This is a genomic window from Mesorhizobium japonicum MAFF 303099 (assembly GCF_000009625.1).
Taxonomy (GTDB): domain Bacteria; phylum Pseudomonadota; class Alphaproteobacteria; order Rhizobiales; family Rhizobiaceae; genus Mesorhizobium; species Mesorhizobium japonicum.
The window spans coordinates 1,961,574-1,988,343 of sequence record NC_002678.2; the positions used below are offsets into that span (position 1 = coordinate 1,961,574).

Here is a 26,770-nt window from a genome sequence, read left to right on the forward strand (position 1 = left end):
TCGACAACCCAAGGCCGGGCTCTTCGCCCAGCCATGGGATTGTCCGCCGGCGCATGCATGAAAAACCCCGCGGGATCGCTCCCGCGGGGTTTTTTCGAGCCGCACCCGCCGAAGGACAGGGGCTCCGCTAGTCCAGGCATCATCTTCGAAGAAGATGATGCCTCCAGACCGACCTTCGCAGAAGGTCGCGTCTCCAGACGGACCCTCGTAGGGGTCGTGTCTCCCGGCTAACCCTCGCAGGGGGTTATGCCGCAGCCTCAGCGATAGATAACCGGGCAACCGCGCTCGTTGGCGAACACGATGACGACGCGGTCGCCATCCTGGCGGCCCACGACCTTCACCACCCGACGGTTGGCGTCGACGATGCGGGCGCGGTAGAGGCCCATGCGCTCAGCCTTGTCGAGAGCGCGATCGGGCGAACAGCCGCGGCGCCAGCCGTCGCGGCGCCAATCGTCACCGCGCCAGTCGTCACGGCGCTCATCGCGGCGATGCCGATAGCCGTCGTCGCCGGTATAGACCCCGAAGCGCGGATCCTGGTTGTTGCCGAAGCCGAGATAGAGGCTATCGGCATGGGCAGGAACGGCCGTCAGCGCGCCGAGGCCGATCAGGGCCGAGAGGGCTGCCGTTTTCACCGTATTGAACATGGTCTTCTCTCCTTGTTGCGGGCTTGCGCCCATCCTCTTGAAAGCGATGATGGGAGAATGCGCCAGCCTGCCTGAACTGTTTACGAACCCGCCGTTCATCTGCGGTTCATGTGGCGGAAAAACGAAATCTTGGCCAGGTTTCGAACAATGCGCGCCCAAAAAATTCTTGCTCGTTCCTTGTTCGGAGCCGTGCGGAGGCGGACCTCAAGGCTCGTCGTCGAGCATATAGTCAAAATAATCTTCCGGCTCGGCCAGATCGGTCTCGCTCGCCTTGACCCGGCCGCGCATCGAGATGCCGGCCTCGTGCACGGTCTCGGCACTGCCCGACACCAGCCGGTGCCACCAGTAGAGGTCGCGGCCCTCGGCCACCAGGCGATAGGCGCAGGTGCTTGGCAGCCAGCTGATGGTGCGCACATTCTGCGGCGTCAGCCCGACGCAATCGGGAACGCGCGCCAGCCGGTTGGCGTAGTCTGAACAGCGGCAGGTCTGCGCGTCGAACAGCCGACAGCCGACACTGGTCCAGTAAATCTCGCCGGTATCCTCGTCCTCGAGCTTCGACAGGCAGCATTTGCCGCAGCCATCGCACAGCGATTCCCACTCGGCCGGGCTCATCTGCTCCAGCGTCTTCGTTTTCCAGAACGGCGTCTCCATTTTGGGGATGTGGCCCCAGCCGCCGCCAAGGTCAAGCGCGACAACGGTTGAAATGCGGCCCCAAGCCGGCCGAATGACACGAAGTTGCCTTCAAAAGGCCGGCCAATCGCCCTGTACGGCATCTATCCCCACGAAACTGGAACCAATCGGCCTAAGATCGGTTTCGACAAGGATGGGACCCCACAAGGAGAGTTTTCGATGAAACGCCAACCACGGATTCTGGCAGGCACCGCACTTGGCCTGTTGATGGCATCCGCGCCGTTGGGCGCGTTCCCGCTTCAGGGAAGTGCCGCGTTCGGCCCCATGCAAGGCGGTGGAACGCCGCTGATCCTGGCACAGGAGGCACCTGCCGACCAGGCACAGCCGACCGACCAGGAACAGCCGCGCAAGAAGAAGCGCGAACAGCAGGCCCAACAGGCGCCAGCCGAGCAGGCAGCTCCGGCCGCCGAACAGCCTGCTCCACCCGCCGAAGAGCAGCAGCCACGCAAGAAGAAGCGCGAACAGCAGCAGCAGACCGAGCAGGCGCCGGCCGAACAGGCGGCCCCCGCCGAAGAACAGCAGCCGCGCAGGAAGAAGCGCGAACAGCAGCAGCAGACCGAGCAGGCGCCGGCCGAACAGGCGGCCCCCGCCGAAGCGCAGCAACCGCGCAAGAAGAAGAACGATCAGCAGCAGCAGACCGAGCAGGCGCCGGCCGAACAGGCGGCACCCGCCGAAGCGCAACAGCCGCGCAAGAAGAAGCGCGATCAGCAGCAGCAGACCGAGCAGGCGCCGGCCGAACAGGCGGCACCCGCCGAAGCGCAGCAACCGCGCAAAAAGAAGAGCGATCAGCAGCAACAGACCGAGCAGGCGCCTGCCGCGCAGGCTCCGGCCGGTGAGACACAGCCCGCCAACGACAACCAGCCAGTCAAGCCCGGCAGGAAACACAAGCAGGACCAGCAGAAAGAGGCGCCTGCTGCCCCGGCGGTGACGCCGGAAGCCGCCCCTACGCCGAAAGAAGCTCCGGCCGGCCAAGCAACGACGCCGAAAGTAGAACCGGCACCTGCCGGCGAACAGCCCGCGACCCAGGGCGAGCAGCCCCAGGATAAGACAAAGAAGCACGGCAGGAAGCCGGCGGGCGAACAGCCCGCCAACGGCGAGCAGCCGGCGACCGGCGAACAGCAGCAGACCGGCAAGCAGCCCGCGACGGGCGAGCAACCGGCCAATGGCGTGAAGCCGGCAACCGGTGAACAGCCCGCCAATGGCAACACGGCCGCGCCTGTCCAGGGCGAAAATCCCGTACAGGGCGAAGCACCGGCCGACAAGAACGCTGCCCCCCTCCTCGACAGCCAGAAGGATGCCGAACGCAAGGCTGGTGGCCGCAAGCAGGGCGACAAGGCCGGCCAGAACGGCCAGCTGCAGAATGGTGGCCAGAACGCCCAGCAAGGCGGCGACCAGGGCCAGAAGCCGGTGGTTGCTCCTGTCGACCAGGGTCCACCTCCAACCGACGACAAGGCAGCCCAGCAGGCGATCAAGCCTGAAAAGCTCGTCCCGGTAACGGAGGAGAAGGGCAAGCGCCTCGACCGGGCGCCCGACGAGAACATCCGCGACCGCCGTCGTCCCAAGGGCGTCGACGTGCTGAAGGAGATCGGCGACCGGGTCATCATCCAGCTCGGCGGCCAGACGATCGTGCAGAGCAATGAGGGCTCGCGGATGAACCGCGGCGCCAAGGACGTCTATTACGAGGATTTGTCGCAAGGCCGTACACGCGAGACGGTCCAGCGCGACAATGGCGTCCAGATCGTCACCATCCGCAACCGTTACGGCGATGTCATCCAGCGTTCGCGCATCACACCGGACGGCCGCGAATATGTGCTGAGCTATGTCGACGAGCGGGACTATCAGGATGAGGGCGACTGGCGCGATCCCGGCGACGACCTGCCGCCGATGCGGCTGACCATCCCACGCCGTGATTACATCCTGGATTCGGAGGATGTACAGAGCCCCGACGACTACTACACCTTCCTCGACCAGCCGCCGGTGGAGAGGGTCCAGCGCCTCTATTCGATCGACGAGGTCAAGCGTTCGGCCCGCGTGCGCGACATCGCACGCCGCGTCGATCTCGACACGCTGAACTTCGAATTCGGCTCCTCCTCGATCTCCGACACCGAGGTGCAGAAGCTCGAGGGCGTCGCTAGCGCCATGGAGAAACTGCTGAAGAAGAACCCGGCCGAGACCTTCCTGATCGAGGGCCACACCGACGCCGTCGGCACGCCGGAGGCGAACCTTGCACTGTCGGACCGCCGCGCCGAAGCGGTTGCCGAAGCACTGACCAATGCCTTCGGCATCCCGCCGGAGAACCTGACCACGCAGGGCTATGGCGAGCAGTATCTGAAGGTCAACACCCAGGCGCCCAACCGCGAGAACCGGCGTGTCGCCATCCGCCGCATCACCTCGCTGGTGGCACCGGTCGCCAGCAACAATTAGGTCATGATTTCAAAACCATGACCTGGTTTGTAGACTCAAGGTGAGAAGCTCCCATCCCCGGCCCGACCGGGGATGGGGAAGCGTTGGATCCGGGCCTCAGGCTTAGGAAGATTTGTACCGGCACCGGAGCCGGCTCATTGAATCACAGGCTTGCTCACCCCAGATTCAAGGCTGGGCGTTCCCTGCCCCGTCCCGACTCCAGCGGGACGCATTGAGCCCCGCCGGCCCTCTCCGGCGGGGTTTTTTGCTCCTAGCCTTCGTCGTCTCCGCGCTGATGCTGGCCTATATCGACCAGCTGATGGGTTTGAGCAGAGGCAAGAAGGAAGAGGTGTCAGGCAGCTTGCCTTCTCCCCGTCACTATACGGGGAGGTGAGACGTGGTCCGCGTTGCGGACAAAGAGCCAAGTACTTGGCTCTTTGAAAGACGAACGCCGGTAGGCGGATGAGGGGCAGCGCGGGGCGGCGTCAGTAGATACTCTTGATCTTGCTGCCCGTGCGCGCGAACACCTCGTCCGGCACGAAAAAGTCGCCGGCCAGCGGCCCGGTCGCGCCGGGCGCATAGGCTGAGAAATCCGTGACCCCCTCGGCGCGCAGCACCTCTTCGTCGATGTAGAAATTGCCTGATGCCTCGCGCGACGGCCGCATGAAGATGGCATGCGCGGCGTCGGCCATGATGTCGGGCGACCGGCTCATCGCCGCAACCGTCGCGCCGCCGAGCAGGTTGCGCACCGCCGCCGTGTCGATGGTCGAGATCGGCCACAGCGAATTGACGGCGATGCCGTCCTTGGCGAACTCGGCGCTCATCCCCAGCGTGCACATCGACATGCCGAACTTGGCCATGGTGTAGGCGACATGGTTCTTGAACCACTTGGCCTTCATGTCGAGCGGCGGCGCCAGATTCAGGATGTGAGGATTATCGGCTAACTTGAGGTGTGGAATACACATTTTGGAGACCAGGAAGGTGCCGCGCGTGTTGATCTGATGCATCAGGTCGTAGCGCTTCATGTCGGTCTGCAGCGTGCCGGTGAGCTGGATGGCGCTGGCATTGTTGACGCAGATATCGATGCCGCCGAATTTCTCCACCGTCTTTGCAACCGCCTCGGCCACCTGCGCCTCCTCGCGGATGTCGCACAGCACAGGCAGTGCCTTGCCGCCGGCCTGCTCGATCTCCTGCGCCGCACTGTAGATCGTTCCCGGCAGCTTCGGATGCGGCTCGGCGGTCTTGGCGGCGATCGTCACATTGGCGCCGTCGCGCGCCGCCCGCAGCGCGATCGCCAGCCCGATGCCGCGCGACCCGCCGGAGATGAACAGCGTCTTTCCCTTGAGCGACATTTTTCCTCCGCCTGCGTTGTCTTGTTGCGCGATCCTTGCGCGCGCCGCAGCGGGATACAAGAGCTTGCGGCGGGAAGCCATGGTGACGCTGCGGAGGGTCCCCCAAGAACTTGGGTTCCTCGCCCCCACGCATGTGAGGGAGAGGTGGCTCGGCAAAGCCGAGACGGAGAGGGGGATTACACGCGACCCTCTCCATTGCCTCAATGTACTTGGAAGGCAGCCAATTTCGCGCGCTGGCGCTGCCCCCTCTCCGTCCGCTTCGCGGCCACCTCTCCCCCGCTTTGCGGGGGCGAGGAACCCGAGCCTTCCTAAACCAGCACCAGCCCCTGCCGCATCGCAATCGCGATGGCATCGGTACGGTTGGCCGCCCCCAGCTTGATCAGGATCGCGGCGACATGGAACTTCGCCGTGTGCACGGAAATGTTGAGCCGCCGCGCGATCACCTTGTTGGGCGCGCCTTCGGCCAGCAGCGCCAGCACTTCCGCCTCGCGCGGCGACAGTGCTGGCCGGGCGGCATGCTCGTCCAGGACGTCATCCTCGAAAGGCTCGCTTTCGCCCGTATGGAAATCCTCATGGTGCCCGCTTCTGCCCTCGCTGGCGACGCGATAGCCGGCCGCCGCCAGCCGCGCCGCCGCGGCTATCAGCAGATCGTCCGCGCCCACGGGCATGACCGCAAACACCTCGCCGGCGGGCCGCTCGCCGCCGGTGCGTCCCGACAGCAGCACGCGCGGTGTGGCGGCCGGCACGGCATCTCCGCTCCTGTCATCGATGACGGCGACATCGGCCCTGCCGCCGCCGGCCACCACCGGCAGCAGGTCATCGCTGGCGGCAAGCGTGGCGGCCAGGCGCTCGGCGCGCGCGGCATCGCCAAGCGCAATCAGCACCACCAGTTGCCGCGAAGCGGCACTGTTGCTCACTATCCGGTCGCCGGCGAGCGTTTCCATCGATCCTCTCAGCTCAGCGGCTTTTCGCCGATGGTCAATGTCACGTCGCGCTGTTCACCGCCACGCACCACGCCAAGCGTCACGGAAGCACCGGCGCTGTCAGGGCCGAGCCTGCGGATCAGGTCGCGCGGGCCGTGCACGGCCTCGCCGTTCCACGCCACGATGATGTCGCCCAGCGACAGGCCGGCGGCCTTGGCCGGACCGGCGTCGTCGAGGCTCATCACCATCGCGCCATGGGCGTCGCGGTCGCGCACCGGATGCAGGCCAGCGCCGAGATAGCCGCGCGCCACATGGCCCTTTTCACGCAATGTCGCCACCGCCCGCTCGATCGTCTCATAGGGCATGACCAGCGCACGGCCGCGCGGCCCGAACAACAGCATGCCGATCAGCGCGCCCTTGGCGTCGAGCACCGGGCCGCCCTCGAAGCGGCCGCCGGCGCCGACGGCCAGATGGATGCGCCTGTCGATCGTGCCGCCGCGCATCGAGCGCCAGGCCGGGCCGACTTCGCCGACCGAGCCCGATACCGCCAGCGCCGAGCCCTGGCTGTTGCCGATGGCGATGGCGATGTTTCCCGGCCGAACGGTGTCGGCCCTGGCAAGGACAGGCACGCCGGCGGCCGCATCCGCGGGCTTCAACAAGGCAACGCCCGTCGACGGATCGCGGCCGACCAGTTCGGCTTTCACCGTCACGCCCGAAGCCAGCGTCAGCTCGATCTCCTCGCCGGCCTCGACAGCCTCCTCGGCGGTGACGAAATAGCCGTCGCTCCAGTGGAAGGCGCTTGCCGTGCGATGGTGGTGGGTGGCGAAGCTCGCCATTGCCGGCGCCGCCTTCGCGGCAAGGTCGGCAACGGCTTGCGAAAACGCATTCAGATTGAAATCACTCATGGCTGTCTCCTGGGGTTCGTCATGTCCCAGATATCGCCCGACGGCGCCCCTGGAGGTACTCGCCTGACGGCTAGTTGGCGGTTTGACTGGCCATCTGGTCAGGTCGCGGCCGTTCCAGCCGCTCCGCACATATAGTGCGTGCCGCCCAAAAGTGCTCAGCGGTTTTGGGATAACGGCACGAACAGGAAAAAATCACGATCAAGCCTGAAAACACGGAGCCCATCCATGGCCCTCGCTGCCGCCAAATTCCAATCTGACGAGACGTTGCTCGACGCCTATTCGACCACGGTCGCCGACGCGGTCGACCGCATCGGTCCGGCCGTCTGCCGCATCGAGCGCATTGGCGGCCAGGGCGGCCATGGCTCGGGCTTCGTGATTGCGCCGGACGGGCTGGTCGTCACCAATTTCCATGTCGTCGGCGATGCCAGGACGGTGCGCGTGTCGATGCCGGACGGCGCCTCAAGCGAGGGCCGCGTGCTCGGCCGCGATCCCGACACCGACATCGCGCTGGTGCGCGCCGATGGCAGCTTCACCGACGTGGCGCCGCTCGGCGATTCCAAGCGGCTGCGGCGCGGCCAGATCGCCATCGCCATCGGCAATCCGCTTGGCTTCGAATGGACGGTCACATCGGGTGTCGTCTCGGCGCTTGGCCGCTCGATGCGCGCTTCGACCGGACGGCTGATCGACGATGTCATCCAGACCGATGCGGCACTCAACCCCGGCAATTCCGGCGGGCCGCTGGTGTCGTCGGCCGGCGAGGTCATCGGCGTCAACACCGCCATGATCCACGGCGCGCAAGGCATTGCCTTCGCGGTCGCCTCCAACACCGCCAATTTCGTCATCTCGGAGATCATCCGCTTCGGCCGCGTCCGCCGAGCCTTCATCGGCGTCTCGGCCGACACCACCAATCTGCCGCGCCGCGCGGCGCTGTTGTCGCAAGTGTCGACCAGCACGGCCGTGCGGCTGCGCAGCGTCGAGAAGAACGGCCCGGCGGCCAAGGCCGGCCTGAAGGAGGGTGACATCATCGCCGCCATCGATGGCCGCCCGGTCACCGGCGTCGACGACCTCGTGCGCATGCTCGACGCCGAGCGCATCGGCCGCGAGACGCTGTGCACGGTGGTGCGCCGCACCGGCGTCAGCCAGGTGACGGTGACGCCAGTGGCAAGGGCGGGCTGAGGGTCAAGCCCCTGCCGCACCCTCCGCGTACTGAGCCAGAAATTCCTCGCTGGGCGGGATCGGCTTGATGACGTCGATCAGCACGCCGTTGGGATCCCTGGTGATGAAATGGCGCTGGCCGAAGGGCTCGTCGCGCAGCGTTCGCAGGATCGGCAGGCCGGCAGCGAGGATCCGCTCATAGACCGCATCAGGGTCGCGGACCTCGAAATTGATCAACAGGCCCGAGCTGCGCCCCCGGCCCTCTTGCGGGATTGTCTCGTGGTCGCCCTGGACGATGCCGAGATTGACGCGTTTATTATCCACCGATTGCAGGTGCACATACCAGTCGCTTTCGAACAGCGGCCGGAAGCCGAAATGCTCGATATAGAAGGCGGCCGTCCCGGCGACGTCGCCGGTCATCAGCACGGGGTAATAGCTCCTGGTCTTCATCTTTCCTTCTCCCTGGACATAACATACAGTCTGTATGTAAATCGAATTAAACATACAGGCTGCATGTATGCAACAGGAATCCGCGCGCCGCTCCAACCGCGACCGCACCGAGGCGACGCGCGCCGATTTGATCGCGGCGGCGCGAAAGCTGTTTACGGAAAAATCCTATGCCGAGACCGGCACGCCGGAGATCGTCACCGCGGCCGGCGTGACGCGCGGCGCGCTCTACCATCACTTCGCCGACAAGCAGGCGCTGTTTGCCGCCGTGGTCGAGCAGGAGGCGCAGGCGGTGGCGCAAGAAATCGAACGCGCTTCACCATCCTCGCTCGAAGCCCGCGATGCGCTCATCGCCGGATCCGACGCCTATCTCGACGCCATGCGCGCGCCCGGCCGCACGCGGCTGCTGCTGCTTGATGGCCCCGCCGTGCTTGGCCGTGCCGCCATGGATGCAATCGACAACCGCCACGGCAACCGCTCGCTGCGCGAGGGCCTGGTCGCGGCGATGCGGGCCAACACGATGACGAGATTGCCGGTGGATGCACTGACCGCGCTGCTCGCCTCCGCCTTCGACCGCGCCGCACTTGCCATCGAGGCCGGCGCTTCGGCGCAGGATTACCGCGCCGTGCTCATGGCGCTGATTGACGGATTGTCTCCGGCTCGTCCTCAGGCACCTCGCCCGGCTCGAACTCGTTGAAGCAGCCAAGCCCGCGCTTGAACCGTTCGATCAGCCAAGCCGCCGCGGGCTTGGGGCTGCTGTCATTACGATGCATGGCAAACATCGGCGACTTCACCTCGCTAAAGGGTTCTAGGTCGAGTTCCACCAGCCGGCCGTTTACCAGGTCGTCGGCGATCAGCCACCGCGGCAGGCCGCCCCAGCCCAGCCCTTCGCGCATCAGCATATGTTTGGTGCGCATATCCGTGAGGCGCCAGGTGCGGTAGGCGAAGACACCGAAGTCGCGTCCCTTGGTCCGTTCGGACTGGTCGGTGACGACAAGCTGGGTGTGCTCGCGCACATCCTCGATCGCCAATGGTTTTGGCAGCAGCGCCAGCGGGTGGCTGGGCGCCGCGGCCAGTACGATCGACATGAAACCGATGCGCACGAGATGCACGTCGACATCGCCCAGCAGGCCGCCAATGCCGAGATCGGCCTGTCCGCTGACGACATGGTCCGGGATCAATCCAAGCGAGCCTATATGCAGGCGCAGCATCACGGTCGGAAACTGCGCCTCGAACGCCTTCAGCACCCGCACCAGCACCGGCGAAGGCAACGCCGCATCGACCGACAGCGCCACTTCGGCCTCCAGTCCATGATGATGGCCATCGACGCGCGAGCGCATACGCTGCAGCACCCCGATCATGCGCCTTGCATCCTCAAGCATCGACCGGCCGATCTCGGTCAGTTGCGGCTCGCGCGTGCCCTCGCGTTCGAACAGCTTCAGCCCAAGCTGCGCCTCGAGATTGGCGATGCCATAACTGATGACGGATTGCGCCCGGTTGAGTTTGCGGCCGGCGGCCGAGAAACTCCCGCTATCGGCGACGGCAACGAATATCTGAAGCTGGTCGAGTGTCGGATTGGGCTGCATCGCTGTATCTATTTTGTGGATGGATCGTATATAAAATATACCAGTTTATCTGATGGATGGATATCCCATATCTAGCGGGACAATTCATTCCACTGGAGAAACCCGCTATGTCCATTCTTCTCGTTACCTCGAGCCCGCGCGGCGCTGCCTCGCACTCGACCCGCATCGCCACCGAATTCGCCGAAAAGCTCCTCGCCGCCGATCCGTCGAACACGCTTGTCGTGCGCGATCTCGTCGCCAACCCGCTGCCGCATATCGATGCCGACTACGCGACCGGCATCTACACGCCGGTTGAAGCGCGCACCCCGCGCCAGGCTGAAGTCGTCGGCGTCTCCGATGTCGTGCTCGACGAGCTGTTCGCCGCCGACACGGTGATCCTCGCCACCGGCTTCATCAACTTCAACATCTCCTCGACGCTGAAGTCCTGGGTCGACCACATCGCCCGCTCCGGCCGCAGCTTTGCCTATGGCGAGAATGGCCCCAAGGGCCTCGTCACCGGCAAGAAGGTCTATATCGTGCTGGCCTCGGGCGGCATCTACTCGGAAGGTGCGGCCGTGCAGTTCGATCACGCCATTCCCTATCTGCGCGGCGTGCTCGGCTTCCTGGGTATGACCGATGTCGACGTCATCCGCATCGAAGGCGTCGGCATGGGCCCTGACGCGGTCACCGCCGCGCTCGCCAAGGCGACCGCCAAGGTCGACGCCGTGGTCGCCAGCCAGCAGGCCGCTGCTGCCGCGTAAGGCGCTTCGATCATCTGAACTTGAAAGGCAGGCGCCCGCGCCTGCCTTTTTCTTGCCGTCCCATGAAACGTGTGGACAGTCCCTCGCCCTTTGCCCCCTGATACGGCAACCTTGACGATTCACTTTGGTTCACCAATAATCACAATGAACCAAGGTGAATCATGGCCATGACCGCTTTTACCGTACGCCTTTCCGACGACACGACAGATAGGCTCGACCAGCTTGCCGAAAAGCTCGATCGCTCGCGCTCCTATGTGGCCGCCCAAGCCATTGAGGACTTTGTAACCCGCCAGGAATGGCAGCTCGCGGAGATAGAGGCGGGATTGGCCGAGGCCGAGCGCGGCGAATTCGCCAATGAGCAAGAGTTGGCCGCCGTGATTGCCAAATATATCAAGCCCGCCGGCTGATTGTGAGCCACAAGACAATCCGCTGGACCAAGCGGGCATTGCGCCGGCTTGACGAAATCGGCGCGCATATCGAGAAAGACAGTCCTGAAGCGGCCAGCCGTGTCATTGCGCGCATCTTGTCCGCTGCCGAACTGCTCACACAGCAGCCGGCCATGGGTCGCGTTGGACGTATCAAAGCGACGCGAGAGCTCGTCTTGGTCGATATCCCCTATATCGTCCCCTATCGCGTCAGCGGGAATACCGTCGAAATACTCACCGTCATACACGCCGCCCAACAGTGGCCGCGGACCTTGTGATCTCGACTTGCTGCTGCTTTTTCTAGCCGACGAAATGCCTGAGCAGGCCCGCCGAAGCGACGCCGATCAGCACGGTCGGCAGCATGGAAAGCCGCGTCGCCACGACGAAGGTGATAGCCAGCGCCAGAAGGTCGGCGGGATTGCGCGACACGAAGGCCGGCGCGATGACCGAGATCAGCACGCAACCGGGTGCCGCCTCCATCACCGCGGTCGCACGCGCGCTGAGCACGCGGTTGCGCAGCATCACATATCCGCCGATCCGGGTGAGATAGGTGACGCCGGCCATCAGCACGATGGTGAGAAGGGTCGCCGTGTCGATCATGCATCACCTGCCATCAGCCAGGCGGCAAGCAGCCCCGACACCGCGCCCGCCGCGACATACCAGGCGCCGGGAATGAAGAGATAGACAAGGGCGGCAACGACCAGGCTGACCAGCCAGGGCCGCGCCGCCGCCACGCTTTTCCACATGCCGCGCATCAGCACCAGGAAGACGGCCGGAAACGCCATGTCGAAACCATAGGTCTCGACATGGCCGAGCATCGGGCCGAGCAAGGCGCCGAGCGTGGTGAAGGAAGCCCAGGTCAGGTACATCGCCAGGGCCGCGCCCATATAGTAACGCGGGCTGAAGGCCGGCGTGATGCCAGCCGCGGCACGCTGCTTGGCGTCGGCCAGGCCCAGCGCCCAGCTTTCGTCGCACAGGAAGAACAGCGCCGGAAACGCCTTGCGCCGCGGCAGGTCGCGCAGGAACGGCGCAAGCGCTGCTCCCATCAGCAGATGGCGGCTGTTGACCAGGAAGGTGATGGCGACGATGAGCAGGATATGCGGCGGCGACGTCCACAACTGGATCGCCGCGAATTCCGAGCCGCCGGCGAAGTTCAGCCCCGTCATCATGGACAGTTCGAGCGTGCTCAACCCTTTTTGCGTCGCCTGGGCGCCAAGCACCAACGCATAGGGGATGGTGCCCAACAGCACCGGCGCGCAGGATGCCACGCCTCGGCGGAACTCGGATCCCGAGCCATCGCCCGCCGCTTCGACTGCCTGTGAAATGCTCATGCTCTGCCGCCGGCCGGCCTCGCGGCCACCGCTTCCCTGCGTTTGAACTCTCATGATACCGGCGGCAAACATACCCCCGGCCCTCCGCAATTTGCTTGCGAAGATTGTTGCATTTTCTCTTTTCTTGGCACTGAATGTCTTAAATGCCGATGAAAATGGAATCTGGAGCCATGAAGCTCGATGACATCGACAAGCGCATCCTGCGGGCGCTGCAACGCAACGGCCGCATGGCCAACAACGATCTGGCCAGCGAGGTCGGCCTTTCGCCCTCGCCTTGCCTGCGGCGTGTGAAGCTGCTGGAGGAGGCCGGCGTCATCGACCGCTATGTCGCCGTGCTCAACCCGGCCAGCATCGACAAGGGTCTAACCTTCTTCACCCGCATCTGGCTGAAGACGCAGGACGAGGACACGGTCCAGCACTTCGCCACCGAAGTGGCCAAGCTGGCGCAGGTCATGGAATGCTATCTGATGCTCGGCGACTGCGATGCCCTGGTGCGCGTGGTGGCGGCCGACGTAAACGACTATCGCCGCTTCCAGTCGGAGCATCTGAGCCGCATCAAGGGCGTCCAGAACGTCAAGACCGACGTTCCCAGTTGGACGATCAAATACACCTCGGAACTGCCGATCTGACTGGTGCCACAGAGCGGCCCGCATGCCTGGAGCAGCGTTTCGGACTGGATAAAAAATGCAACCGGATTGTAGGATCGGTTTCGGTGCCATCGTCCTTCGGACGCAAGCAGCGCGCAGCGCTGCCCTCTGGCATGGGAGATTTGCATGAACCTTTCCTATCGTTGGGTCATCGTCGCCACTGGTGCGCTGATGTCCTGTGTCGCCATCGGCACGATGTTTTCGCTGGCGATTTTCCTTGAACCGATGGCGCTCGACACGCAGTGGTCGCGCGCCGGTATTTCGAGCGCCATGACGCTCAACTTCCTGGTGATGGGCCTCGGCGGCTTTGCCTGGGGCGCGCTGTCCGACCGCTTCGGCGCCCGCATCGTCGTGGCGATCGGTGCCGTGCTGCTCGGCCTGGCACTCGTGGTGGCGAGCCGCGCCGGCTCGCTGCTGACTTTCCAGATCAGCTATGGCGTGCTCGTCGGGCTCGCCGCCAGCGCCTTCTTCGCGCCGATGATCGCGCTGACCACCGCCTGGTTCGACACCAACCGCAGCCTTGCGGTTTCGCTGGTCTCGGCCGGCATGGGCGTCGCCCCGATGACGATCTCGCCCTTCGCCCGCTGGCTGATCTCGGCCTATGAATGGCGCACCGCCATGTTCGATATCGGCATCATGGCCTGGGTGCTGCTGCTGCCGGCGGTGCTTCTGGTGCGCCAGCCGCCAAAGCCCGCCGTGGCGGCCGGGGCTTCCGCACCGGTTGCCGAAGGCGCCGGCATGAGCGTGGCCCAGGCGCTGCGTTCGCCGCAGTTCATCGTGCTGGGGCTGACCTTTTTCACCTGCTGCGCTGCCCATTCCGGGCCGATCTTCCATATGGTCAGCTACGCCATGCTGTGCGGTGTCGCCCCCATGGCGGCGGTGACGATCTACAGCGTCGAGGGTCTCGCAGGCTTGGGCGGCAGGCTTCTCTACGGCGTGCTGGCCGACCGGCTCGGCGTCAAGCCGGTGCTGATCACGGGCCTGGTGATCCAGGCGGTCGTCATTGCCGCCTATCTCTCGGTCAGCCAGCTCGACCAGTTCTATGTGCTGGCCGTCATCTTCGGCGCCACCTATGGCGGCGTCATGCCGCTCTACGCGGTGCTCGCGCGCGAATATTTCGGCCAGCGCATCCTCGGTACCGTTTTCGGCGCCGCCACCATGCTGTCCAGCCTCGGCATGGCGCTCGGCCCGCTCGCCGGCGGCATGGTGTTCGACGCCTATGCCAGCTACCACTGGCTGTTCATCGGCTCGGCCCTCATCGGCCTGGGCGCCGCAGGCATAGCGATCGCCTTCCCGCCCCTGCCACGCAGGGAATTGCAGATGGCCTAAAGCGGATGGACGGGCGCGGGTGACAATTCATCGGCGCCCACCTTTGTCGAAGCTCAATGCCCGAACCAGCGGGCTTTGCGGCTGGAGCCGAAATTCACCTTGTCGACCCGCAAAGCCTCCGACGGTTCATAGAAAGCACCGGTGGGTTTTGGACCGGAGAAGAAATCCACATCCACCCTGGCGATACGGTTGGCGCCGAATTCAATGTAGCAGGATCCCGCCCCCGGGTTCCTTGCCGTCGGTTCCTCATGACGGAGCCTGGCGACCAGGTTCGCCGCAACGGTGCGTGCGGCGCCCTCGGCAAAGACCCCCGCCTTCGGCGCGCCCGTATTGGCCAGATCCCCCAGCGCGTAGACGCCGGGAAAGCGGGTTTCGAGTGTACGCGGATCGATTGTGACCCAGCCGCCCTCGGTGATGCCGGCCTCGACGACGACATCGGGCGCGCGGTTCCGGGGCACGCCCAGGAACAGATCGCAGGGCAGTTCGCCGCCATTGTCGAGCGTCACAACCTTGCGGCCCTCGTCCACGGAAACCACGCGGGTGCTGGGGATGAAGGTGATGCCGCGCTCGGCGAAGGCGGCCAGAAGCGCCTTCGACGTTTCGGGAGAAGGCGGCACCGGGCTCGACATTGAGTTCACATAGGTGATCTGGCAGTCGCCCCGGACGCCCCTCTCGGTCAAGTGGTCATGCAACATCAAGGCGCATTCGCTGGGCGCGGGCGGGCATTTGTAAGGCGCGCCGCAGACGCCGATCACGGCATGACCGTGGGTGAAGCCGGGCAGCACCTTGGCCATGTGGGCGGCGCCCGCAACCGAGTAGAATTCGTTGCGGCCGAGCGTGATGCCGGGTGTAGCCGAGACGTCATAGTCGGCGCCGAGAGCGATCACCAATATGTCCGCCTCGTGCACAGCTTTATCCGTCGTCACGCGCCGCCGTTCCGGGTCGATGGCGGTGACGGTCTCGCGCTTCATCGTGACGCCGGCCTTGGCATAGTCGGCGTAGGGCAGCCGCACGGCCGCTTCGGTTGCGCGGCCGAACATCAGATCAAGCTTGGCAAAGCCGAACACGAAGGAATCCGACTTGTCGATGAGGGTGACAGCAATGCTGTCACCCAAAGCTTCGGACAAGGACGTGCTGAGCTCGAGCCCGCCGAAACCGGCGCCGAGGATAAGGATACGGGTTTTCATACTGTCACCTCCTGTTGCCTGATGTCTTTGAGAAGGCTCAGGCGTTGCTGTGAGGCTGCGGCACGATGCGGATATACGGCTTGGGCTGCTTCCAGCCATCGGGGTAGAGCACCTTGGCTTCGTCGTTCGAAACCGAACCCGCGATGATCACGTCGTCGCCCGGCCGCCAGTTCACCGGCGTGGCGACGCGATGCTTGGCGGTCAGTTGCATGGAGTCCACCACACGCAGGATCTCGTCGAAGTTCCGGCCGGTGGTCATCGGATAGGCGATCATCAGCTTGATCTTCTTGTCGGGTCCGATGACGTAGACATGGCGCACCGTCTGGTTGTCTGCCGCCGTGCGCCCCTCGGCGCTGTCGCCGGCCGTGGCGGGCAGCATATCGTAGAGCTTGGCAATGGCCAGCATCGGGTCGCCGATCATCGGGAAATTCGGCGCCTGTCCCTGGGTCTCGGCAATGTCATCAGCCCATCCGGCATGACGCTCGACCGGATCGACGGAAAGCCCGATGATCTTGACGTTACGCTTGTCGAACTCGGGCTTCAGCTTGGCCATGTAACCGAGTTCAGTGGTGCAGACGGGGGTAAAATCCTTGGGATGAGAAAACAGGATGCCCCATGAATTGCCCAGCCAATCGTGGAAGCTGATTGGGCCGTGGGTGGTTTCGGCGGCGAAATCGGGCGCGGTGTCGGCGATACGAAGAGACATTTGATCCTCCTGTGAGAGACGGTTGGAATTGACTACGGGTGCAGACTAGGCAACCTATGTTCCGCCAGCGTTCCCCGCCCCACAGGCGCTTGTGACGGCGATTTCGGGCATGCGGGTCTCGCATGCTGAAAGGGCCTTTCGATTGCGTGTCCGAATTCAATTGCTTGGCGGCTTCAGCGTCAGTCTGGACGATCAGATCGTACCGGTCGCGGCGTGGCGCCGGGATCGTGGCGCCGCACTGGTGAAGCTGCTGGCCGTCGCCCGCTCCCACCGCATCCACCGCGAACAGGTGATGGAGGCCTTCTGGCCCGATCTCGATCCGGAGGCCGCCGGCGCCAATTTGCGCAAGGCCGTCCACTTTGCCCGCCGCGCGCTGGGCGCCCATGACCTCATCGAACAAGCGGCCGAAATTATCGCCCTCGCCCCGGCCGCCGACCTCGAGATCGACGTCGAAACCTTCGAGGCCGCCGCCAGGCTTGCCTTGCACTCCAAGGAAATCGCCGCCTGCGAAGCGGCCGCCGATCTCTACACGGGAGACCTGCTGCCGGACGACCCCTATGTCGACTGGTTCGAAACGCCCCGCCAGGCCCTGCGCCAGCGCTATGCCGAGGTGCTGCGGGCCGGCAAGCTATGGCAGCGCCTGATCGCGCTGGACCCGGCCGACGAGCAGGCACAATGCGCCCTGATGCAATCGGCGCTCGACGCCGGCAACCGCGCCGAGGCGATCCGGCTGTTCAATCAGCTGAGCGAATGCCTGCGGATCGACCTCGGCGTCGGCCCCGGCGCGGAAACCGTGAAGCTCTACGAAAAGGCGCTGGCCGTGCCCTCTATCGACCCCGTCGGCTTGAGCGACCGCATCCGCGCCTCGCTGGCCTGGGGCCTGCTGCACCTGCAAAGCGGCGACTTCGCCAAGGCCGGCCAGGTTGGCCGGGAAACCCGCGAACTGGCCATGGGCGCGGGGTTGGCCCGCGAGGTTGGCGAGGCCAGCGCCCTGATCGGCCTGGTGGCCCACATGCAGGGCCAGTGGCGCGAACTGTTCAGGGCGGAGTTCATCGAATGGGTCCGCTCCAAGCCGGCCTTCGTCTCCAACGTTTTTGACGGGCATCTGTGCCTGGCCGAATTCTGCCTCTGCAGTGCCAAGGGCCACCACGACATCGCTGCCTCCGCACGAGAGCTCCTGTCGGTGGCCGAGGGCGCCGGCTCGGTCGCCGGGCGCGGCCTGGCCTCGCTCGTGCTGGGTGAAGCAGCCCTGTTCTCGGGCCAGTTGGCCGAGGCCGAACGCATGTTGACCGAGGCCGAAAGACTCTACGCGCAGGTGGGAACCGTGGCCGGCCGCGTACTGGCGCTGCAGCGTCTGACGGAACTCGCGCTTGCCCGCCACCAGAAATGGCAGGCGGGACGATTGATCCACCGCGCCACCACCCTTGCCCGTTCTTCCTGGCTGGCGCCGCACCTGCTGATCAGCCTGAAAGGGCTTGAGGTGCGCGCCGCCGCCACCTCCGAGAGGATCGCCGAGACCATTCGCGAAGGTGACCGCATGCTGTCATCGGGCTGCAATTGCCAGCCTTGCTCGATGACCTTCCGTACGGCGGCTGCCGTTGCCCTGGCCGAGGCGGGCGAGATCGAACAGGTCAACCGCCGGCTCGACGAGGCTGAACGGGTCGCCGGCATGTGGAACGGCGGCCCCTGGGTGGCGGCCGTGTGGGAAGCGCGCGGCGTGCAGCGCCGGGCCGAGCATAACGAAACCCGGGCCATCGCGGCGTTCGAGGAAGCAGCCACGCGCTTTGCCGCGCTTGGCAGGCCGATCGACGAGGTGCGGTGTCGGGCGCGGATGGCAGATCTGGACTAGCACTGCCCGCCAGCACAGGCCTGGCTTAAAAAGCAAATAATCTCAGTTTCTTACCTTGGATTGTTCATTCGCGAAAATGGCTTTGCAGCGCGGTGCGAAACTTCTGCATCGTCTTTTCGGTCGTCTGCGCATCGGCCGCCGCAAAGCCCATGACGAGGCCGTTCTGCTGCGTGCCGTGGCGGTACTGGATCGACAGCGCCGAAACGTTGATGCCTTGCTGCAGCGCCGCCTCGGCAACCGCCCTGTCGCTGCATCCGTCGCGGAAAATGCCGACGACCTGGATGCCGGATTCGGTCGCGTGGAAATCCAGCCATTCCCCGAGATGCCGTTGCGCGCTTTCCAGGAAGAACTGCCGTCTCTCCGCGTAGAGCCGCCGCATGCGCCTGAGATGGCGGGTGAAATGCCCCTCATTCATGAAGTCCGCCAGCGCAGCCTGGGTCAGCAAGGGGGCGAACTGGCCGCTCACGCTCAGCGCCGAGACGATCGTATGGTCGATCGCCTTGGGCGCCACCATGAAGCCGAGACGCATGGCCGGGAAAAGGATCTTGGCGAAAGTGCCGACATAGACCACGCGGTTCGACGCGCCTATGCCTTGCAGCGCCGGGATGGGCTGGCCCTGGAAACGGTATTCGCCGTCATAGTCGTCCTCGATGATCCACGAGCGCCAGGTCTCGGCCATGTGCAGCAGGTTGAGCCGCTGTTCCATCGGCATGGTTATGCCGAGCGGGTGATGGCAGGAGGGCGTCACGAAGATCATGCGGGGCACGACATCAGGCGGATCGAGATCCCAGCCGGCATTGCTGACGCGCAGCGGCGCCAGTTTCGCCCCGGCCGAGACGAAGGCCGAGCCGGCGCCGTAATAGCCAGGCTCCTCCATCCACACCGTGTCGCCGTCATCGATCAGCAGCCGGGCCAGGAGATCGAACGCCGACTGCGCGCCATTGGTCACCACGATCTGCTCGGCTGTGCACTTCACGCCGCGCGAGGCGGTGAGGTAGCGCGCTATGGCCTCGCAAAGCGGCGGATAGCCCTTGACGTGATAGGTGCCGAAAAGATCGATATGGGCGAACTTGGCGCGGCGGCCGAGCAGCTTCGACCAGGTGTTGAACGGAAAATTGTCCGGATCCGGCATGCCGGGATGGAAGGCAAGCATGCCCGGCCGGCCATGATGATAGGGTTGGGCAAGCATGGTCTGGCCGCGCCGCGACAGCGGATTGGCGTCCTCGACCGACATTTGTTCGGCAACTGCCGAACGCGTCGGCAGGTCCATCACCACTGACGGCCTGCGCGGACGTATCGCCAGATAGCCCTCCAGCGCCAGCTGGTCGCAAGCGGCAATCACCGTGTTGCGCCCGACATTCAGATCCCGCGCCATGACCCGTGTCGAGGGCAGTGCGTGGCCGCTCGGCAGCACGCGCCGTTCGATCAGGCCGCGCAACTGGACATAGAGCTGCCGGTGCAGATTGGCGGGGCTGTCGCGATCCAGGGCGATGCCGTCGACGGGAAAGCTGGTCTTCATCTGGTTCCCAAAAATCAATAGAATCTGGTTCTAACAATGGAACCAAAGGAGGCCTACCCTCAAGAAAAAAGCGTTCGGGTTCAGATGGGGCTGGCCGATGCAGTGCATAAGGGTGGGAGTGATCGGGGCTGGCGGCGTCGCCCAGGTCGAGCACATTCCGAACCTGCTCAAGCTGCACCGGCAGTTCAAGATCCTTGGCGTCTACGATCCGTCGCGAAAAGTCCGCGCTTTCGTCGGCGAGGAATTCGGCCTCGAAACATTTTCCGATCTCGACGCACTGCTCGCCATGCCGCTTGACGCCGTGGTCATCGCTTCGCCGGATGCGCTGCACCGAGAACAGAGCCTCGCCGCCTTTGCCAGGGGCCTGCACGTCTTCTGCGAAAAGCCGCTTTGCTACGGCGCGCAGGACATCGACCAACTGATCGCCGCCAGGGATCGCGCCGGAAAAGTGCTCCAGGTCGGCTACATGAAGCGTTTCGACCCGAGCTACGAGGCAGCTCTGAACATGCTGCCCGGCACGGCGCGGACGCTTCGCTCCGTTTCGGTCGAGGTCAACGATCCCGACGCCTGGCCGTTCATCCGGCACGCCTCCACTTGCCGGGGCGACGACGTCGCGGCGGAATTGATTGCCTCGACCGAAGCCAGGCAGCGCGAGCAGGTCGACCGCGCGGTGCCCGGGCTCGACGATCCCCACGCCTTTCGCGGCTTTGTCGGCGCCTATTCCTCGTCGATCGTGCACGACGTCAACGCCGTCCATGGCTTGCTCGATGCGCTCGGCGTCGCCGATGGTGAAATCGTCGGTGCCTCGCTCTTCGCCAAAGGCGAAGCCGGCCAGGGCACTGTCCGGCTGCTTGACGGGCAGGCATTGTGGACCATGGCTCACATCGCCACTCCGGGCCTGCCCGATTACCGTGAGCGCATCACGCTCCATTTCGACGACGCCTCGCTCGAGCTGGAATTTCCCTCGCCCTATCTCAACCACCAGCCGACGCGGCTGACCATCCGCACCGGCGACGGCCACACGCTTTCCAGCCGCGACATCCGCAGCGGTTATGAAGAGGCTTTCGTCGAGGAGCTGAAGGGCTTCTGGTCGGCGATCGTCGAGGGCACGGCGGTGCGCAACACGGCCGAGCATGCGCGCCGCGACATGACGCTGCTGGCTGGACTGACCCGCCACCACCTCGACCAATCGAAGCAATCAGGAGTTCGCCCGTGACGGTTCGCATCGGCATCAATCCGATCACCTGGACCAATGATGACGTGCCGGAACTCGGCGGCGATACGCCGCTCGAAGTGTGTCTGAGCGAAACCAGACAAGCCGGCTATGCCGGCACCGAACTCGGCGGCAAGTTTCCGCGCTGCTCGGCCGAACTGAAGCCGATCATGAACCGCTATGGCCTTGCGGTGATTTCCGGCTGGTATGATGGCCGCTGCGACGAGAAGGATGTCGGCGCCGAAATGGATGCGATCAGGCCGCATCTCCAGCTCTTGAAGGATATGGGCTCCACCCATGTCGTCTATGCCGACACCTCGCGCGGGCGCCACAACGCCATCTGGGGACCGATCTCGCAACGCCCGGCCTTGAGCCCGGAAGAATGGCCGGCCTATGGCCGCAAGCTGACCGCACTCGCTGAAAGGATGGCGGATTTCGGCGTGCGCATGGCCTTTCACCACCACATGGGAACCATCGTCGAGACCGATGCCGAGGTCGGCCTGCTGATGCGGCACACCGGCGAGGCGGTCGGCCTGCTCTACGACACCGGCCATTCGATCTTCTCGGGCGGCGACCCGCTCGCCTTGATCAAGGCGCAGGTCAAACGGGTCGTGCATGTGCATTGCAAGGACGCGCGCAAACCCGTGCTCGAGCGCGCGCGCGCCGAGGACATGAGTTTCATGGGTGCCGTCATGGACGGGATCTTCACCGTGCCCGGCGACGGCGTCATCGACTATCCCGCCATTTTGCGCGTGCTGGCCGACAATGGTTACAGCGGCTGGCTGGTCGTCGAGGCCGAGCAGGATCCCAACAAGGCCAACCCGCTGACCTATGCGACGATGGGATTTAAGAACCTATCGCGCATGGCGAGGCAAGCCGGATTTACCGTCATGGAATGATCGAGGCCGCCACGCGGCCTCCAGGGAACCAGTGCTGAGGAATGAAACTGGAAAAGGTGTGTTGAGATTCAGGTCAGGCCGAGCCGAAAATGACGGCTTTCGAGAACCGGAGCGGAGCGGACATTAGGTCCGTGAGCACCGGAAGCGCAGAAAGCTGTCATTTGCAGGCCGGCATCACCTGAACATCAACACAGCTTAAAGGGGCAACTGGACTGCCGACCGTAATTGCGGCGGCGGAAAACAAACAGGAGGTTGTTATGTTTTCGCTTGCGAAATTAATAAAGCCTGCGCTCGGCCTTCTGGCCGTCCTCACGATGATGGCGGCGGCCACGACCCTTGCGGCCGCCGACCAAACGCGGGTGGTGTTCGTCACCCACGGCCAGAGCGGCGACCCCTACTGGTCGGTGGTCAAGAACGGCATGGACGATGCCGCCAAGACGCTCGGCGTCAAGGCAGAATATCTGGCACCAGAGACCTTCGACATGGCCAAGATGGGGCAGATGATCGACGCCATCGCGGCCTCGAAGCCCGACGGCATGGTTGTTTCGATCCCCGATGCGGCCGCTCTTACAACTCCGGTCAAGAACGCCGTCGCCGCCGGCATCCCGGTGATCGTCATCGATTCCGGCGGTTCGAAACTTACCCACGACCTTGGCGGCCTGCTGTTCATGGGGCAGGATGAATTCCAGGCGGGCGTCATGGCCGGCGAGCGCATCAAGGCGCTCGGCCTCACCAAGGCGGTCTGCGCCAACCACGAGGTCGGCAATTCGAGCCTCGACGACCGCTGCGCCGGCTTTGCCAAGGGTCTGGGCGTCGACGTTCCGGTGATGAACGGCGTCATCGACCCGACCGAAATGAAGAACCGCGTGATCGCCTATATGACCGCTCATGCCGATACACAGTTCATCCTCGCCGTCGGCGCCAGCGGCGCCGAACCGACGCTGGCCGCGCTTGATGAATTGGGCCTGTCGGGCAAGGTGAAGACCGGCACGTTCGATCTTTCGCCCACGATCCTGCAGGCCGTGGTCGGCGGCAAGATGGAATGGGGCATCGACGCCCAGCAATATGCCATGGGCTATATCCCGGTCGCGATGTTCGACCTCTGGAAGAAGTACAAGATCATGCCGATCGCTGACTATCCGACCGGCCCCGGCTTCGTCACCAAGGACACCGCCGCATCGGTCATCGAGCTGTCGAAACAAGGCAAGCGCTAACACTGGCGGCCGGGGTCCCGCCCCGGCCGCTTCATTTTGAGGTAACGCAGCCATGGTTTCAGAGATTCGCGACGAGCGGGTCCGGTCCGTTTCACGCCTGAGCCGCCTGCTAAGCAGGCCGGAGCTTGGCGCGGCCGCCGGTACCGTGCTGGTCTTCGTGTTCTTCGCCATCACGGCGGGAAGCACGGGGCTGTTCAGTGCCAAGGGCATCGTCAATTTCCTCGAAGTCTCGGCCCAGCTTGGCATTCTCGCCGCTCCCGTGGCCCTGCTGATGATCGCCGGCGAGTTTGATCTGTCGGTCGGCTCGATGATCGGCTTTGCCGGCATCCTCATCGCCATCCCTGCCGTATTCTGGGGCTGGCCGATCTGGCTTTCGCTGCTGTTCACCTTCGCCGTCTGCGGCGGCATCGGCGCGCTGAACGGGCTCGCCGTCGTCAGGACCGGCCTGCCCTCCTTCATCGTGACGCTCGGCAGCCTCTTCATGTTGCGCGGCCTCACGCTTGGCCTCACGCGCGGCATTTCAGGGCGGACCCAGGTGTCGGGCGTGCACGAGCTGGCGCAGAACGATCCCCTCAACAGCCTGTTCTCTGGCCAGGTGTTCACCGGCCTGATCGCCTGGCTTGCCGACCTCGGCCTGATCGGCAAGCGGGCGGACGGAATGCCGTCGATATCAGGCATTCCGGTGTCGATCGTGTGGTGGATCGTGCTGACACTGGCCTGCACCTGGCTCTTGACGCGCAGCCGCTTCGGCAACTGGATCTTCGCCGCCGGGGGCGAAGCCAATGCCGCGCGCAATCTCGGCGTGCCGGTGGCGCGCACCAAGATCACGCTGTTCGTCATGACGGCGCTCGCGGCGGCCCTGTTCGCGGCGATCCAGGTGCTGGTCACCGGCTCCGCCGACACGCTGCGCGGCACGCAGAAGGAATTCGAGGCCATCATCGCCGTCGTCATCGGCGGCACGCTGCTGACCGGCGGCTATGGATCGGCCATCGGCGCCATGTTCGGCGCCCTGATCTTCGGCGTGGTGCAGATGGGCATCTTCTACACCGGCATCGACACCGACTGGTTCAAGCTGTTCATGGGCGCCATGATGGTCATCGCGGTGCTGTTCAACAGCTATGTGCGCAACCGCGCCATGAGGAGTCGGTAATGGCCGAGCCCTATGTCGAACTGAAGTCGGTCAGCAAATATTTCGGCTCGGTCGTAGCGCTGAAGGACGTGTCCTTCGATGTCTGCCCTGGCGAGGTGCATTGCCTGCTCGGCGACAATGGCGCCGGCAAGTCGACGTTGATCAAGACGCTGTCCGGTGTCTACGCGCCGGACGAGGGCGAAATCCGCGTGCAGGGCAAGCCGACACGGTTTGCCTCGCCCGCCGATACGCGCGACAGCGGCATCGCGACCGTCTACCAGGACCTGGCGCTGGTGCCGCTGATGAGCGTGGCGCGCAACTTCTTCCTCGGCCGCGAGCCGATGCGCAAGTTCGGGCCGATCAGCCAGTTCGACGCCGACTTCGCCAACCGCACCGCCTATGACGAAATGTCGGCCATGGGCATCCAGCTGCGCGACCCCGAACAGCCGGTCGGCACGTTGTCGGGTGGTGAACGGCAATGCCTGGCCATAGCGCGCGCCGTCTATTTCGGCGCCAAGGTGCTGATCCTCGACGAGCCGACCTCGGCGCTGGGTGTCCACCAGGCATCCGTGGTGCTGAAGCTGATTGTCCAGTCCAAGGCGCGCGGCATCGGCGTCATCTTCATCTCCCACAACGTTCACCACGCCTATGTCGTCGGCGACCGCTTCACGCTCCTGAAGCGCGGCAGAAGCACCGGCACCTACGCCAAGGGCGAAATCACCCGCGACCAGCTGCTCAACCTGATGGCGGGCGGCAAGGAACTGGTGGATCTGGAGCAGGAACTGGCCAAATCGGCCAGGAGCAGCCCGGCCTAGGGCGCTGCGCCGATCGGATCCCTATGGCTGACCAGTCTGGCCGCTACGCATCGGTATCGGCGGCGCCGCGAATCTGTGCTAAGCCGCCGCCCAATCAACCAGAGGACGACAGCTGTGAGCGAACTGACCGTGGCCGAGGCGACCGAAAATATCTATGCATCGCTTCGGGCGGACAATGCCGACATCGATGCACATATCGCGACGCTCAAGGCAGCGCTGACACGCGCGGGGATGAAAGAGGCGGTGTTCGATCCTGCCAAGTTGGCGCAGAGCAACCGCTCGGGCCGCAAATTGATGCAGGCTTATTTTCGCCAGCGCGGCGTGAGCGTGAAGTTTTCGGACCAGTAGGAATCGGGACGCCTCGAACGGAGCATTCGCCTCTCGCCTACCCCTGCGTAAGCTTGTTATTGTGCAGTGCAGCAACGATGTTGCTGGAAGTGCATTGTGCTCGGGCTTCCGCCACTCCGGCGGCTAGGATTTCGATTTGCGGAATATCTCAGATACGATCGCTCGCCTTTCGGCCATGCGAGGCCGGACGGCATTTTCCCAACAAGGCCATGCCGACAGTCTGTCCGACCTCGCCGAGTTCGGATCCAATCCGGGCGCCTTGCGGGCGCGTTTCTACGCACCCGAGGACTTGCCGAAGGGAGCAGCCTTGGTTGTCGTCCTGCACGGCTGCACGCAGACCGCGGCGGGCTACGATCACGGCGCTGGCTGGTCGCGCCTGGCGGCGGAGGAAGGGTTTGCTGTATTGTTCCCGGAACAGCAGCGAGCCAACAATGCCAATCTCTGCTTCAACTGGTTCGTGCCCGAAGATGTAACCCGCGATCGCGGTGAAGCGCTCTCCATCCGCCGGATGATCGAAGCCATGGTGACGAAGCATGGCCTGGACCGAGAGCGCATTTTCATCACCGGTCTTTCCGCAGGCGGCGCCATGGCAGCGGCAATGCTGGCAACTTATCCGGACGTGTTTGCGGGTGGCGCGATCATTGCGGGCCTTGCCTATGGCAGCGCATCGACGATCCCCGAAGCGTTCGATCGCATGCGTGGGCATGGTGGCCCAACCCCGGCGGAGCTCCACCGACGCCTGGCGCAGGCTTCGCCCCATCAGGGAAGCTGGCCGAGGATTTCGATCTGGCAGGGCACGGCCGATCACACGGTGGCGCCGTCCAACGCCGACTCACTTGTCGCCCAATGGCAAAGCGTTCACCGCGTCGGGACAGGCCCTGATCGAGCAGAGACGGTCGATCGACAAACGCGGCAGGTCTGGTGCGACGCCGATGGCAATGAAGTGATCGAAAAATACACCATTGCCGGCATGGGCCATGGCACTCCCTTGAAGACGGGGGGCGAGGACGGCCTTGGCAATGCCGCGCCGTTCATGCTGGATGTCGGGATATCGTCGACGCGCCGGATGGTGGCCTTCTGGAAGCTCGCACGCCGGGATGCTCGAGGGGAGGCCCAGCCTGCTACCGGCTCGGCCCATCCTGCCGAGGGCACAGCTTTGCGCACATACATTGCGCCCGAAAAATCGAGGCCAGCTGCCGAACAACCGCGTCCAGATGGCTCACGTGCTTCTCCTACAGCCATTGGCAAGGTGATCGAGGATGCGCTTCGCGCAGCCGGCTTGATGCGTTAGAGCGTTTCACCGTTTCATGGAAA

At 64.5% G+C, this 26,770-nt stretch carries 28 protein-coding genes; 16 read left to right on the plus strand and 12 right to left on the minus strand.

Annotated features, from left to right (window positions below):
* Nucleotides 1–257: 257 nt before the first annotated feature.
* Nucleotides 258–644, minus strand: a complete 387-nt coding sequence (locus MAFF_RS10605) for a hypothetical protein (RefSeq protein ID WP_080512057.1) — start codon at nucleotides 642–644, stop codon at nucleotides 258–260.
* A 204-nt stretch (nucleotides 645–848) separates the two neighbouring features.
* Nucleotides 849–1,295 (minus strand): YcgN family cysteine cluster protein, encoded by a 447-nt coding sequence (locus MAFF_RS10610; protein ID WP_010910901.1) that lies wholly within the window; start codon nucleotides 1,293–1,295, stop codon nucleotides 849–851.
* Nucleotides 1,296–1,493: 198 nt separating this feature from the next.
* Here MAFF_RS10610 and MAFF_RS10615 point away from each other — a divergent pair, with 198 nt between their 5' ends.
* Complete coding sequence (locus tag MAFF_RS10615; protein WP_010910902.1) at nucleotides 1,494–3,758, plus strand: OmpA family protein; 2,265 nt, start codon at nucleotides 1,494–1,496, stop codon at nucleotides 3,756–3,758.
* A 464-nt stretch (nucleotides 3,759–4,222) separates the two neighbouring features.
* On the opposite strand, the gene MAFF_RS10620 is transcribed toward MAFF_RS10615, so the two are convergent.
* The 3 genes from MAFF_RS10620 to MAFF_RS10630 all read right to left on the minus strand — a co-directional run bounded on the left by MAFF_RS10620 (nucleotide 4,223) and on the right by MAFF_RS10630 (nucleotide 6,917).
* Nucleotides 4,223–5,089 carry an SDR family oxidoreductase gene (locus MAFF_RS10620; RefSeq protein ID WP_010910903.1) on the minus strand — a complete coding sequence of 289 codons (867 nt, stop codon included), beginning with the start codon at nucleotides 5,087–5,089 and terminating at the stop codon, nucleotides 4,223–4,225.
* Nucleotides 5,090–5,397: 308 nt separating this feature from the next.
* On the minus strand, nucleotides 5,398–6,033 hold the full coding sequence (locus MAFF_RS10625; RefSeq protein ID WP_010910904.1) for a helix-turn-helix transcriptional regulator: 636 nt from the start codon (nucleotides 6,031–6,033) through the stop codon (nucleotides 5,398–5,400).
* 8 nt (nucleotides 6,034–6,041) lie between these two features.
* Nucleotides 6,042–6,917 (minus strand): S1C family serine protease, encoded by an 876-nt coding sequence (locus tag MAFF_RS10630; protein WP_044548236.1) that lies wholly within the window; start codon nucleotides 6,915–6,917, stop codon nucleotides 6,042–6,044.
* A 225-nt stretch (nucleotides 6,918–7,142) separates the two neighbouring features.
* Between MAFF_RS10630 and MAFF_RS10635 the strand changes: the two genes are divergently transcribed.
* Nucleotides 7,143–8,093 carry a S1C family serine protease gene (locus MAFF_RS10635; protein ID WP_044548237.1) on the plus strand — a complete coding sequence of 317 codons (951 nt, stop codon included), beginning with the start codon at nucleotides 7,143–7,145 and terminating at the stop codon, nucleotides 8,091–8,093.
* Between the two features lie 3 nt (nucleotides 8,094–8,096).
* Here the strand turns inward: MAFF_RS10635 and MAFF_RS10640 are convergent, their stop codons facing one another.
* Nucleotides 8,097–8,522 carry a VOC family protein gene (locus MAFF_RS10640; RefSeq protein ID WP_010910907.1) on the minus strand — a complete coding sequence of 142 codons (426 nt, stop codon included), beginning with the start codon at nucleotides 8,520–8,522 and terminating at the stop codon, nucleotides 8,097–8,099.
* 67 nt (nucleotides 8,523–8,589) lie between these two features.
* Here MAFF_RS10640 and MAFF_RS10645 point away from each other — a divergent pair, with 67 nt between their 5' ends.
* Complete coding sequence (locus tag MAFF_RS10645) at nucleotides 8,590–9,216, plus strand: TetR/AcrR family transcriptional regulator (protein ID WP_010910908.1); 627 nt, start codon at nucleotides 8,590–8,592, stop codon at nucleotides 9,214–9,216.
* Here MAFF_RS10645 and MAFF_RS10650 read toward each other — a convergent pair.
* A complete protein-coding gene (locus MAFF_RS10650; RefSeq protein ID WP_010910909.1) occupies nucleotides 9,149–10,105 on the minus strand; it encodes a LysR family transcriptional regulator in 957 nt (318 codons plus the stop codon). The genes MAFF_RS10645 and MAFF_RS10650 overlap by 68 nt on opposite strands.
* A gap of 107 nt (nucleotides 10,106–10,212) precedes the next feature.
* On the opposite strand from MAFF_RS10650, the gene MAFF_RS10655 reads away from it, so the two are divergent.
* The 3 genes from MAFF_RS10655 to MAFF_RS10665 all read left to right on the plus strand — a co-directional run bounded on the left by MAFF_RS10655 (nucleotide 10,213) and on the right by MAFF_RS10665 (nucleotide 11,548).
* Nucleotides 10,213–10,845 carry an FMN-dependent NADH-azoreductase gene (locus MAFF_RS10655; RefSeq protein ID WP_010910910.1) on the plus strand — a complete coding sequence of 211 codons (633 nt, stop codon included), beginning with the start codon at nucleotides 10,213–10,215 and terminating at the stop codon, nucleotides 10,843–10,845.
* Nucleotides 10,846–11,012: 167 nt separating this feature from the next.
* Nucleotides 11,013–11,252, plus strand: a complete 240-nt coding sequence (locus tag MAFF_RS10660; protein WP_032931290.1) for a CopG family ribbon-helix-helix protein — start codon at nucleotides 11,013–11,015, stop codon at nucleotides 11,250–11,252.
* 2 nt (nucleotides 11,253–11,254) lie between these two features.
* Nucleotides 11,255–11,548, plus strand: a complete 294-nt coding sequence (locus MAFF_RS10665; protein WP_032931292.1) for a type II toxin-antitoxin system RelE/ParE family toxin — start codon at nucleotides 11,255–11,257, stop codon at nucleotides 11,546–11,548.
* 22 nt (nucleotides 11,549–11,570) lie between these two features.
* Here the strand turns inward: MAFF_RS10665 and MAFF_RS10670 are convergent, their stop codons facing one another.
* Nucleotides 11,571–11,870 carry an AzlD family protein gene (locus MAFF_RS10670; RefSeq protein WP_010910913.1) on the minus strand — a complete coding sequence of 100 codons (300 nt, stop codon included), beginning with the start codon at nucleotides 11,868–11,870 and terminating at the stop codon, nucleotides 11,571–11,573.
* Nucleotides 11,867–12,601, minus strand: coding sequence for an AzlC family ABC transporter permease (locus MAFF_RS10675; protein ID WP_010910914.1), 735 nt, complete (start codon nucleotides 12,599–12,601; stop codon nucleotides 11,867–11,869). The genes MAFF_RS10670 and MAFF_RS10675 overlap by 4 nt, the downstream gene beginning before the upstream one ends.
* A 170-nt stretch (nucleotides 12,602–12,771) precedes the next feature.
* On the opposite strand from MAFF_RS10675, the gene MAFF_RS10680 reads away from it, so the two are divergent.
* Complete coding sequence (locus tag MAFF_RS10680; RefSeq protein WP_044550795.1) at nucleotides 12,772–13,230, plus strand: Lrp/AsnC family transcriptional regulator; 459 nt, start codon at nucleotides 12,772–12,774, stop codon at nucleotides 13,228–13,230.
* 144 nt (nucleotides 13,231–13,374) lie between these two features.
* Nucleotides 13,375–14,577: an MFS transporter gene (locus MAFF_RS10685; protein ID WP_010910916.1), complete on the plus strand. Its 1,203-nt coding sequence runs from the start codon at nucleotides 13,375–13,377 to the stop codon at nucleotides 14,575–14,577.
* Nucleotides 14,578–14,630: 53 nt separating this feature from the next.
* Here MAFF_RS10685 and MAFF_RS10690 read toward each other — a convergent pair whose 3' ends face one another.
* Together MAFF_RS10690 and MAFF_RS10695 are read right to left on the minus strand one after the other, a co-directional pair.
* The gene (locus MAFF_RS10690; RefSeq protein WP_010910917.1) at nucleotides 14,631–15,764 is read right to left on the minus strand and encodes an NAD(P)/FAD-dependent oxidoreductase; all 1,134 of its coding nucleotides are present in this window, start codon (nucleotides 15,762–15,764) and stop codon (nucleotides 14,631–14,633) included.
* 37 nt (nucleotides 15,765–15,801) lie between these two features.
* Nucleotides 15,802–16,470, minus strand: coding sequence for a peroxiredoxin (locus tag MAFF_RS10695; protein ID WP_010910918.1), 669 nt, complete (start codon nucleotides 16,468–16,470; stop codon nucleotides 15,802–15,804).
* A gap of 142 nt (nucleotides 16,471–16,612) precedes the next feature.
* Here MAFF_RS10695 and MAFF_RS10700 point away from each other — a divergent pair, with 142 nt between their 5' ends.
* On the plus strand, nucleotides 16,613–18,319 hold the full coding sequence (locus MAFF_RS10700; protein ID WP_010910919.1) for an AfsR/SARP family transcriptional regulator: 1,707 nt from the start codon (nucleotides 16,613–16,615) through the stop codon (nucleotides 18,317–18,319).
* 64 nt (nucleotides 18,320–18,383) lie between these two features.
* Here MAFF_RS10700 and MAFF_RS10705 read toward each other — a convergent pair whose 3' ends face one another.
* The gene (locus tag MAFF_RS10705) at nucleotides 18,384–19,838 is read right to left on the minus strand and encodes a PLP-dependent aminotransferase family protein (protein ID WP_010910920.1); all 1,455 of its coding nucleotides are present in this window, start codon (nucleotides 19,836–19,838) and stop codon (nucleotides 18,384–18,386) included.
* A 118-nt stretch (nucleotides 19,839–19,956) separates the two neighbouring features.
* On the opposite strand from MAFF_RS10705, the gene MAFF_RS10710 reads away from it, so the two are divergent.
* The 7 genes from MAFF_RS10710 (at nucleotide 19,957) to MAFF_RS10740 (ending at nucleotide 26,747) form a co-directional block, all read left to right on the plus strand.
* Entirely contained in the window at nucleotides 19,957–21,054 is a 1,098-nt protein-coding gene (locus MAFF_RS10710; protein WP_157865971.1) for a Gfo/Idh/MocA family protein, read from the plus strand.
* Nucleotides 21,051–21,950, plus strand: a complete 900-nt coding sequence (gene iolE, locus MAFF_RS10715; protein WP_010910922.1) for a myo-inosose-2 dehydratase — start codon at nucleotides 21,051–21,053, stop codon at nucleotides 21,948–21,950. Before MAFF_RS10710 ends, iolE begins: the two co-directional genes overlap by 4 nt.
* A 257-nt stretch (nucleotides 21,951–22,207) precedes the next feature.
* Nucleotides 22,208–23,164, plus strand: coding sequence for a sugar ABC transporter substrate-binding protein (locus MAFF_RS10720; RefSeq protein ID WP_010910924.1), 957 nt, complete (start codon nucleotides 22,208–22,210; stop codon nucleotides 23,162–23,164).
* A 52-nt stretch (nucleotides 23,165–23,216) separates the two neighbouring features.
* Nucleotides 23,217–24,314 (plus strand): ABC transporter permease, encoded by a 1,098-nt coding sequence (locus MAFF_RS10725; RefSeq protein ID WP_010910925.1) that lies wholly within the window; start codon nucleotides 23,217–23,219, stop codon nucleotides 24,312–24,314.
* Complete coding sequence (locus MAFF_RS10730; protein ID WP_010910926.1) at nucleotides 24,314–25,108, plus strand: ATP-binding cassette domain-containing protein; 795 nt, start codon at nucleotides 24,314–24,316, stop codon at nucleotides 25,106–25,108. Before MAFF_RS10725 ends, MAFF_RS10730 begins: the two co-directional genes overlap by 1 nt.
* 114 nt (nucleotides 25,109–25,222) lie before the next feature.
* Nucleotides 25,223–25,456: a hypothetical protein gene (locus MAFF_RS10735; RefSeq protein ID WP_080511833.1), complete on the plus strand. Its 234-nt coding sequence runs from the start codon at nucleotides 25,223–25,225 to the stop codon at nucleotides 25,454–25,456.
* Between the two features lie 136 nt (nucleotides 25,457–25,592).
* Nucleotides 25,593–26,747, plus strand: coding sequence for an extracellular catalytic domain type 1 short-chain-length polyhydroxyalkanoate depolymerase (locus tag MAFF_RS10740; protein WP_162034353.1), 1,155 nt, complete (start codon nucleotides 25,593–25,595; stop codon nucleotides 26,745–26,747).
* Nucleotides 26,748–26,770 lie beyond the last annotated feature (23 nt).

Excerpts from the sequence above, each read along its gene's own strand:
- MAFF_RS10615 (WP_010910902.1), top strand. The coding sequence starts at position 1,494 with ATGAAACGCCAACCACGGATTCTGGCAGGCACCGCACTTGGCCTGTTG.
- MAFF_RS10695 (WP_010910918.1), bottom strand. The coding sequence starts at position 16,470 with ATGTCTCTTCGTATCGCCGACACCGCGCCCGATTTCGCCGCCGAAACC.
- MAFF_RS10610 (WP_010910901.1), bottom strand. The coding sequence starts at position 1,295 with ATGGAGACGCCGTTCTGGAAAACGAAGACGCTGGAGCAGATGAGCCCG.
- MAFF_RS10605 (WP_080512057.1), bottom strand. The coding sequence starts at position 644 with ATGTTCAATACGGTGAAAACGGCAGCCCTCTCGGCCCTGATCGGCCTC.
- MAFF_RS10630 (WP_044548236.1), bottom strand. The coding sequence starts at position 6,917 with ATGAGTGATTTCAATCTGAATGCGTTTTCGCAAGCCGTTGCCGACCTT.
- MAFF_RS10645 (WP_010910908.1), top strand. The coding sequence starts at position 8,590 with ATGCAACAGGAATCCGCGCGCCGCTCCAACCGCGACCGCACCGAGGCG.
- MAFF_RS10620 (WP_010910903.1), bottom strand. The coding sequence starts at position 5,089 with ATGTCGCTCAAGGGAAAGACGCTGTTCATCTCCGGCGGGTCGCGCGGC.
- MAFF_RS10690 (WP_010910917.1), bottom strand. The coding sequence starts at position 15,764 with ATGAAAACCCGTATCCTTATCCTCGGCGCCGGTTTCGGCGGGCTCGAG.
- MAFF_RS10705 (WP_010910920.1), bottom strand. The coding sequence starts at position 19,838 with ATGAAGACCAGCTTTCCCGTCGACGGCATCGCCCTGGATCGCGACAGC.
- MAFF_RS10660 (WP_032931290.1), top strand. The coding sequence starts at position 11,013 with ATGACCGCTTTTACCGTACGCCTTTCCGACGACACGACAGATAGGCTC.
- MAFF_RS10685 (WP_010910916.1), top strand. The coding sequence starts at position 13,375 with ATGAACCTTTCCTATCGTTGGGTCATCGTCGCCACTGGTGCGCTGATG.
- MAFF_RS10720 (WP_010910924.1), top strand. The coding sequence starts at position 22,208 with ATGTTTTCGCTTGCGAAATTAATAAAGCCTGCGCTCGGCCTTCTGGCC.
- MAFF_RS10650 (WP_010910909.1), bottom strand. The coding sequence starts at position 10,105 with ATGCAGCCCAATCCGACACTCGACCAGCTTCAGATATTCGTTGCCGTC.
- MAFF_RS10730 (WP_010910926.1), top strand. The coding sequence starts at position 24,314 with ATGGCCGAGCCCTATGTCGAACTGAAGTCGGTCAGCAAATATTTCGGC.
- MAFF_RS10725 (WP_010910925.1), top strand. The coding sequence starts at position 23,217 with ATGGTTTCAGAGATTCGCGACGAGCGGGTCCGGTCCGTTTCACGCCTG.
- MAFF_RS10680 (WP_044550795.1), top strand. The coding sequence starts at position 12,772 with ATGAAGCTCGATGACATCGACAAGCGCATCCTGCGGGCGCTGCAACGC.
- MAFF_RS10625 (WP_010910904.1), bottom strand. The coding sequence starts at position 6,033 with ATGGAAACGCTCGCCGGCGACCGGATAGTGAGCAACAGTGCCGCTTCG.
- MAFF_RS10655 (WP_010910910.1), top strand. The coding sequence starts at position 10,213 with ATGTCCATTCTTCTCGTTACCTCGAGCCCGCGCGGCGCTGCCTCGCAC.
- MAFF_RS10640 (WP_010910907.1), bottom strand. The coding sequence starts at position 8,522 with ATGAAGACCAGGAGCTATTACCCCGTGCTGATGACCGGCGACGTCGCC.
- MAFF_RS10670 (WP_010910913.1), bottom strand. The coding sequence starts at position 11,870 with ATGATCGACACGGCGACCCTTCTCACCATCGTGCTGATGGCCGGCGTC.
- MAFF_RS10675 (WP_010910914.1), bottom strand. The coding sequence starts at position 12,601 with ATGAGCATTTCACAGGCAGTCGAAGCGGCGGGCGATGGCTCGGGATCC.
- MAFF_RS10635 (WP_044548237.1), top strand. The coding sequence starts at position 7,143 with ATGGCCCTCGCTGCCGCCAAATTCCAATCTGACGAGACGTTGCTCGAC.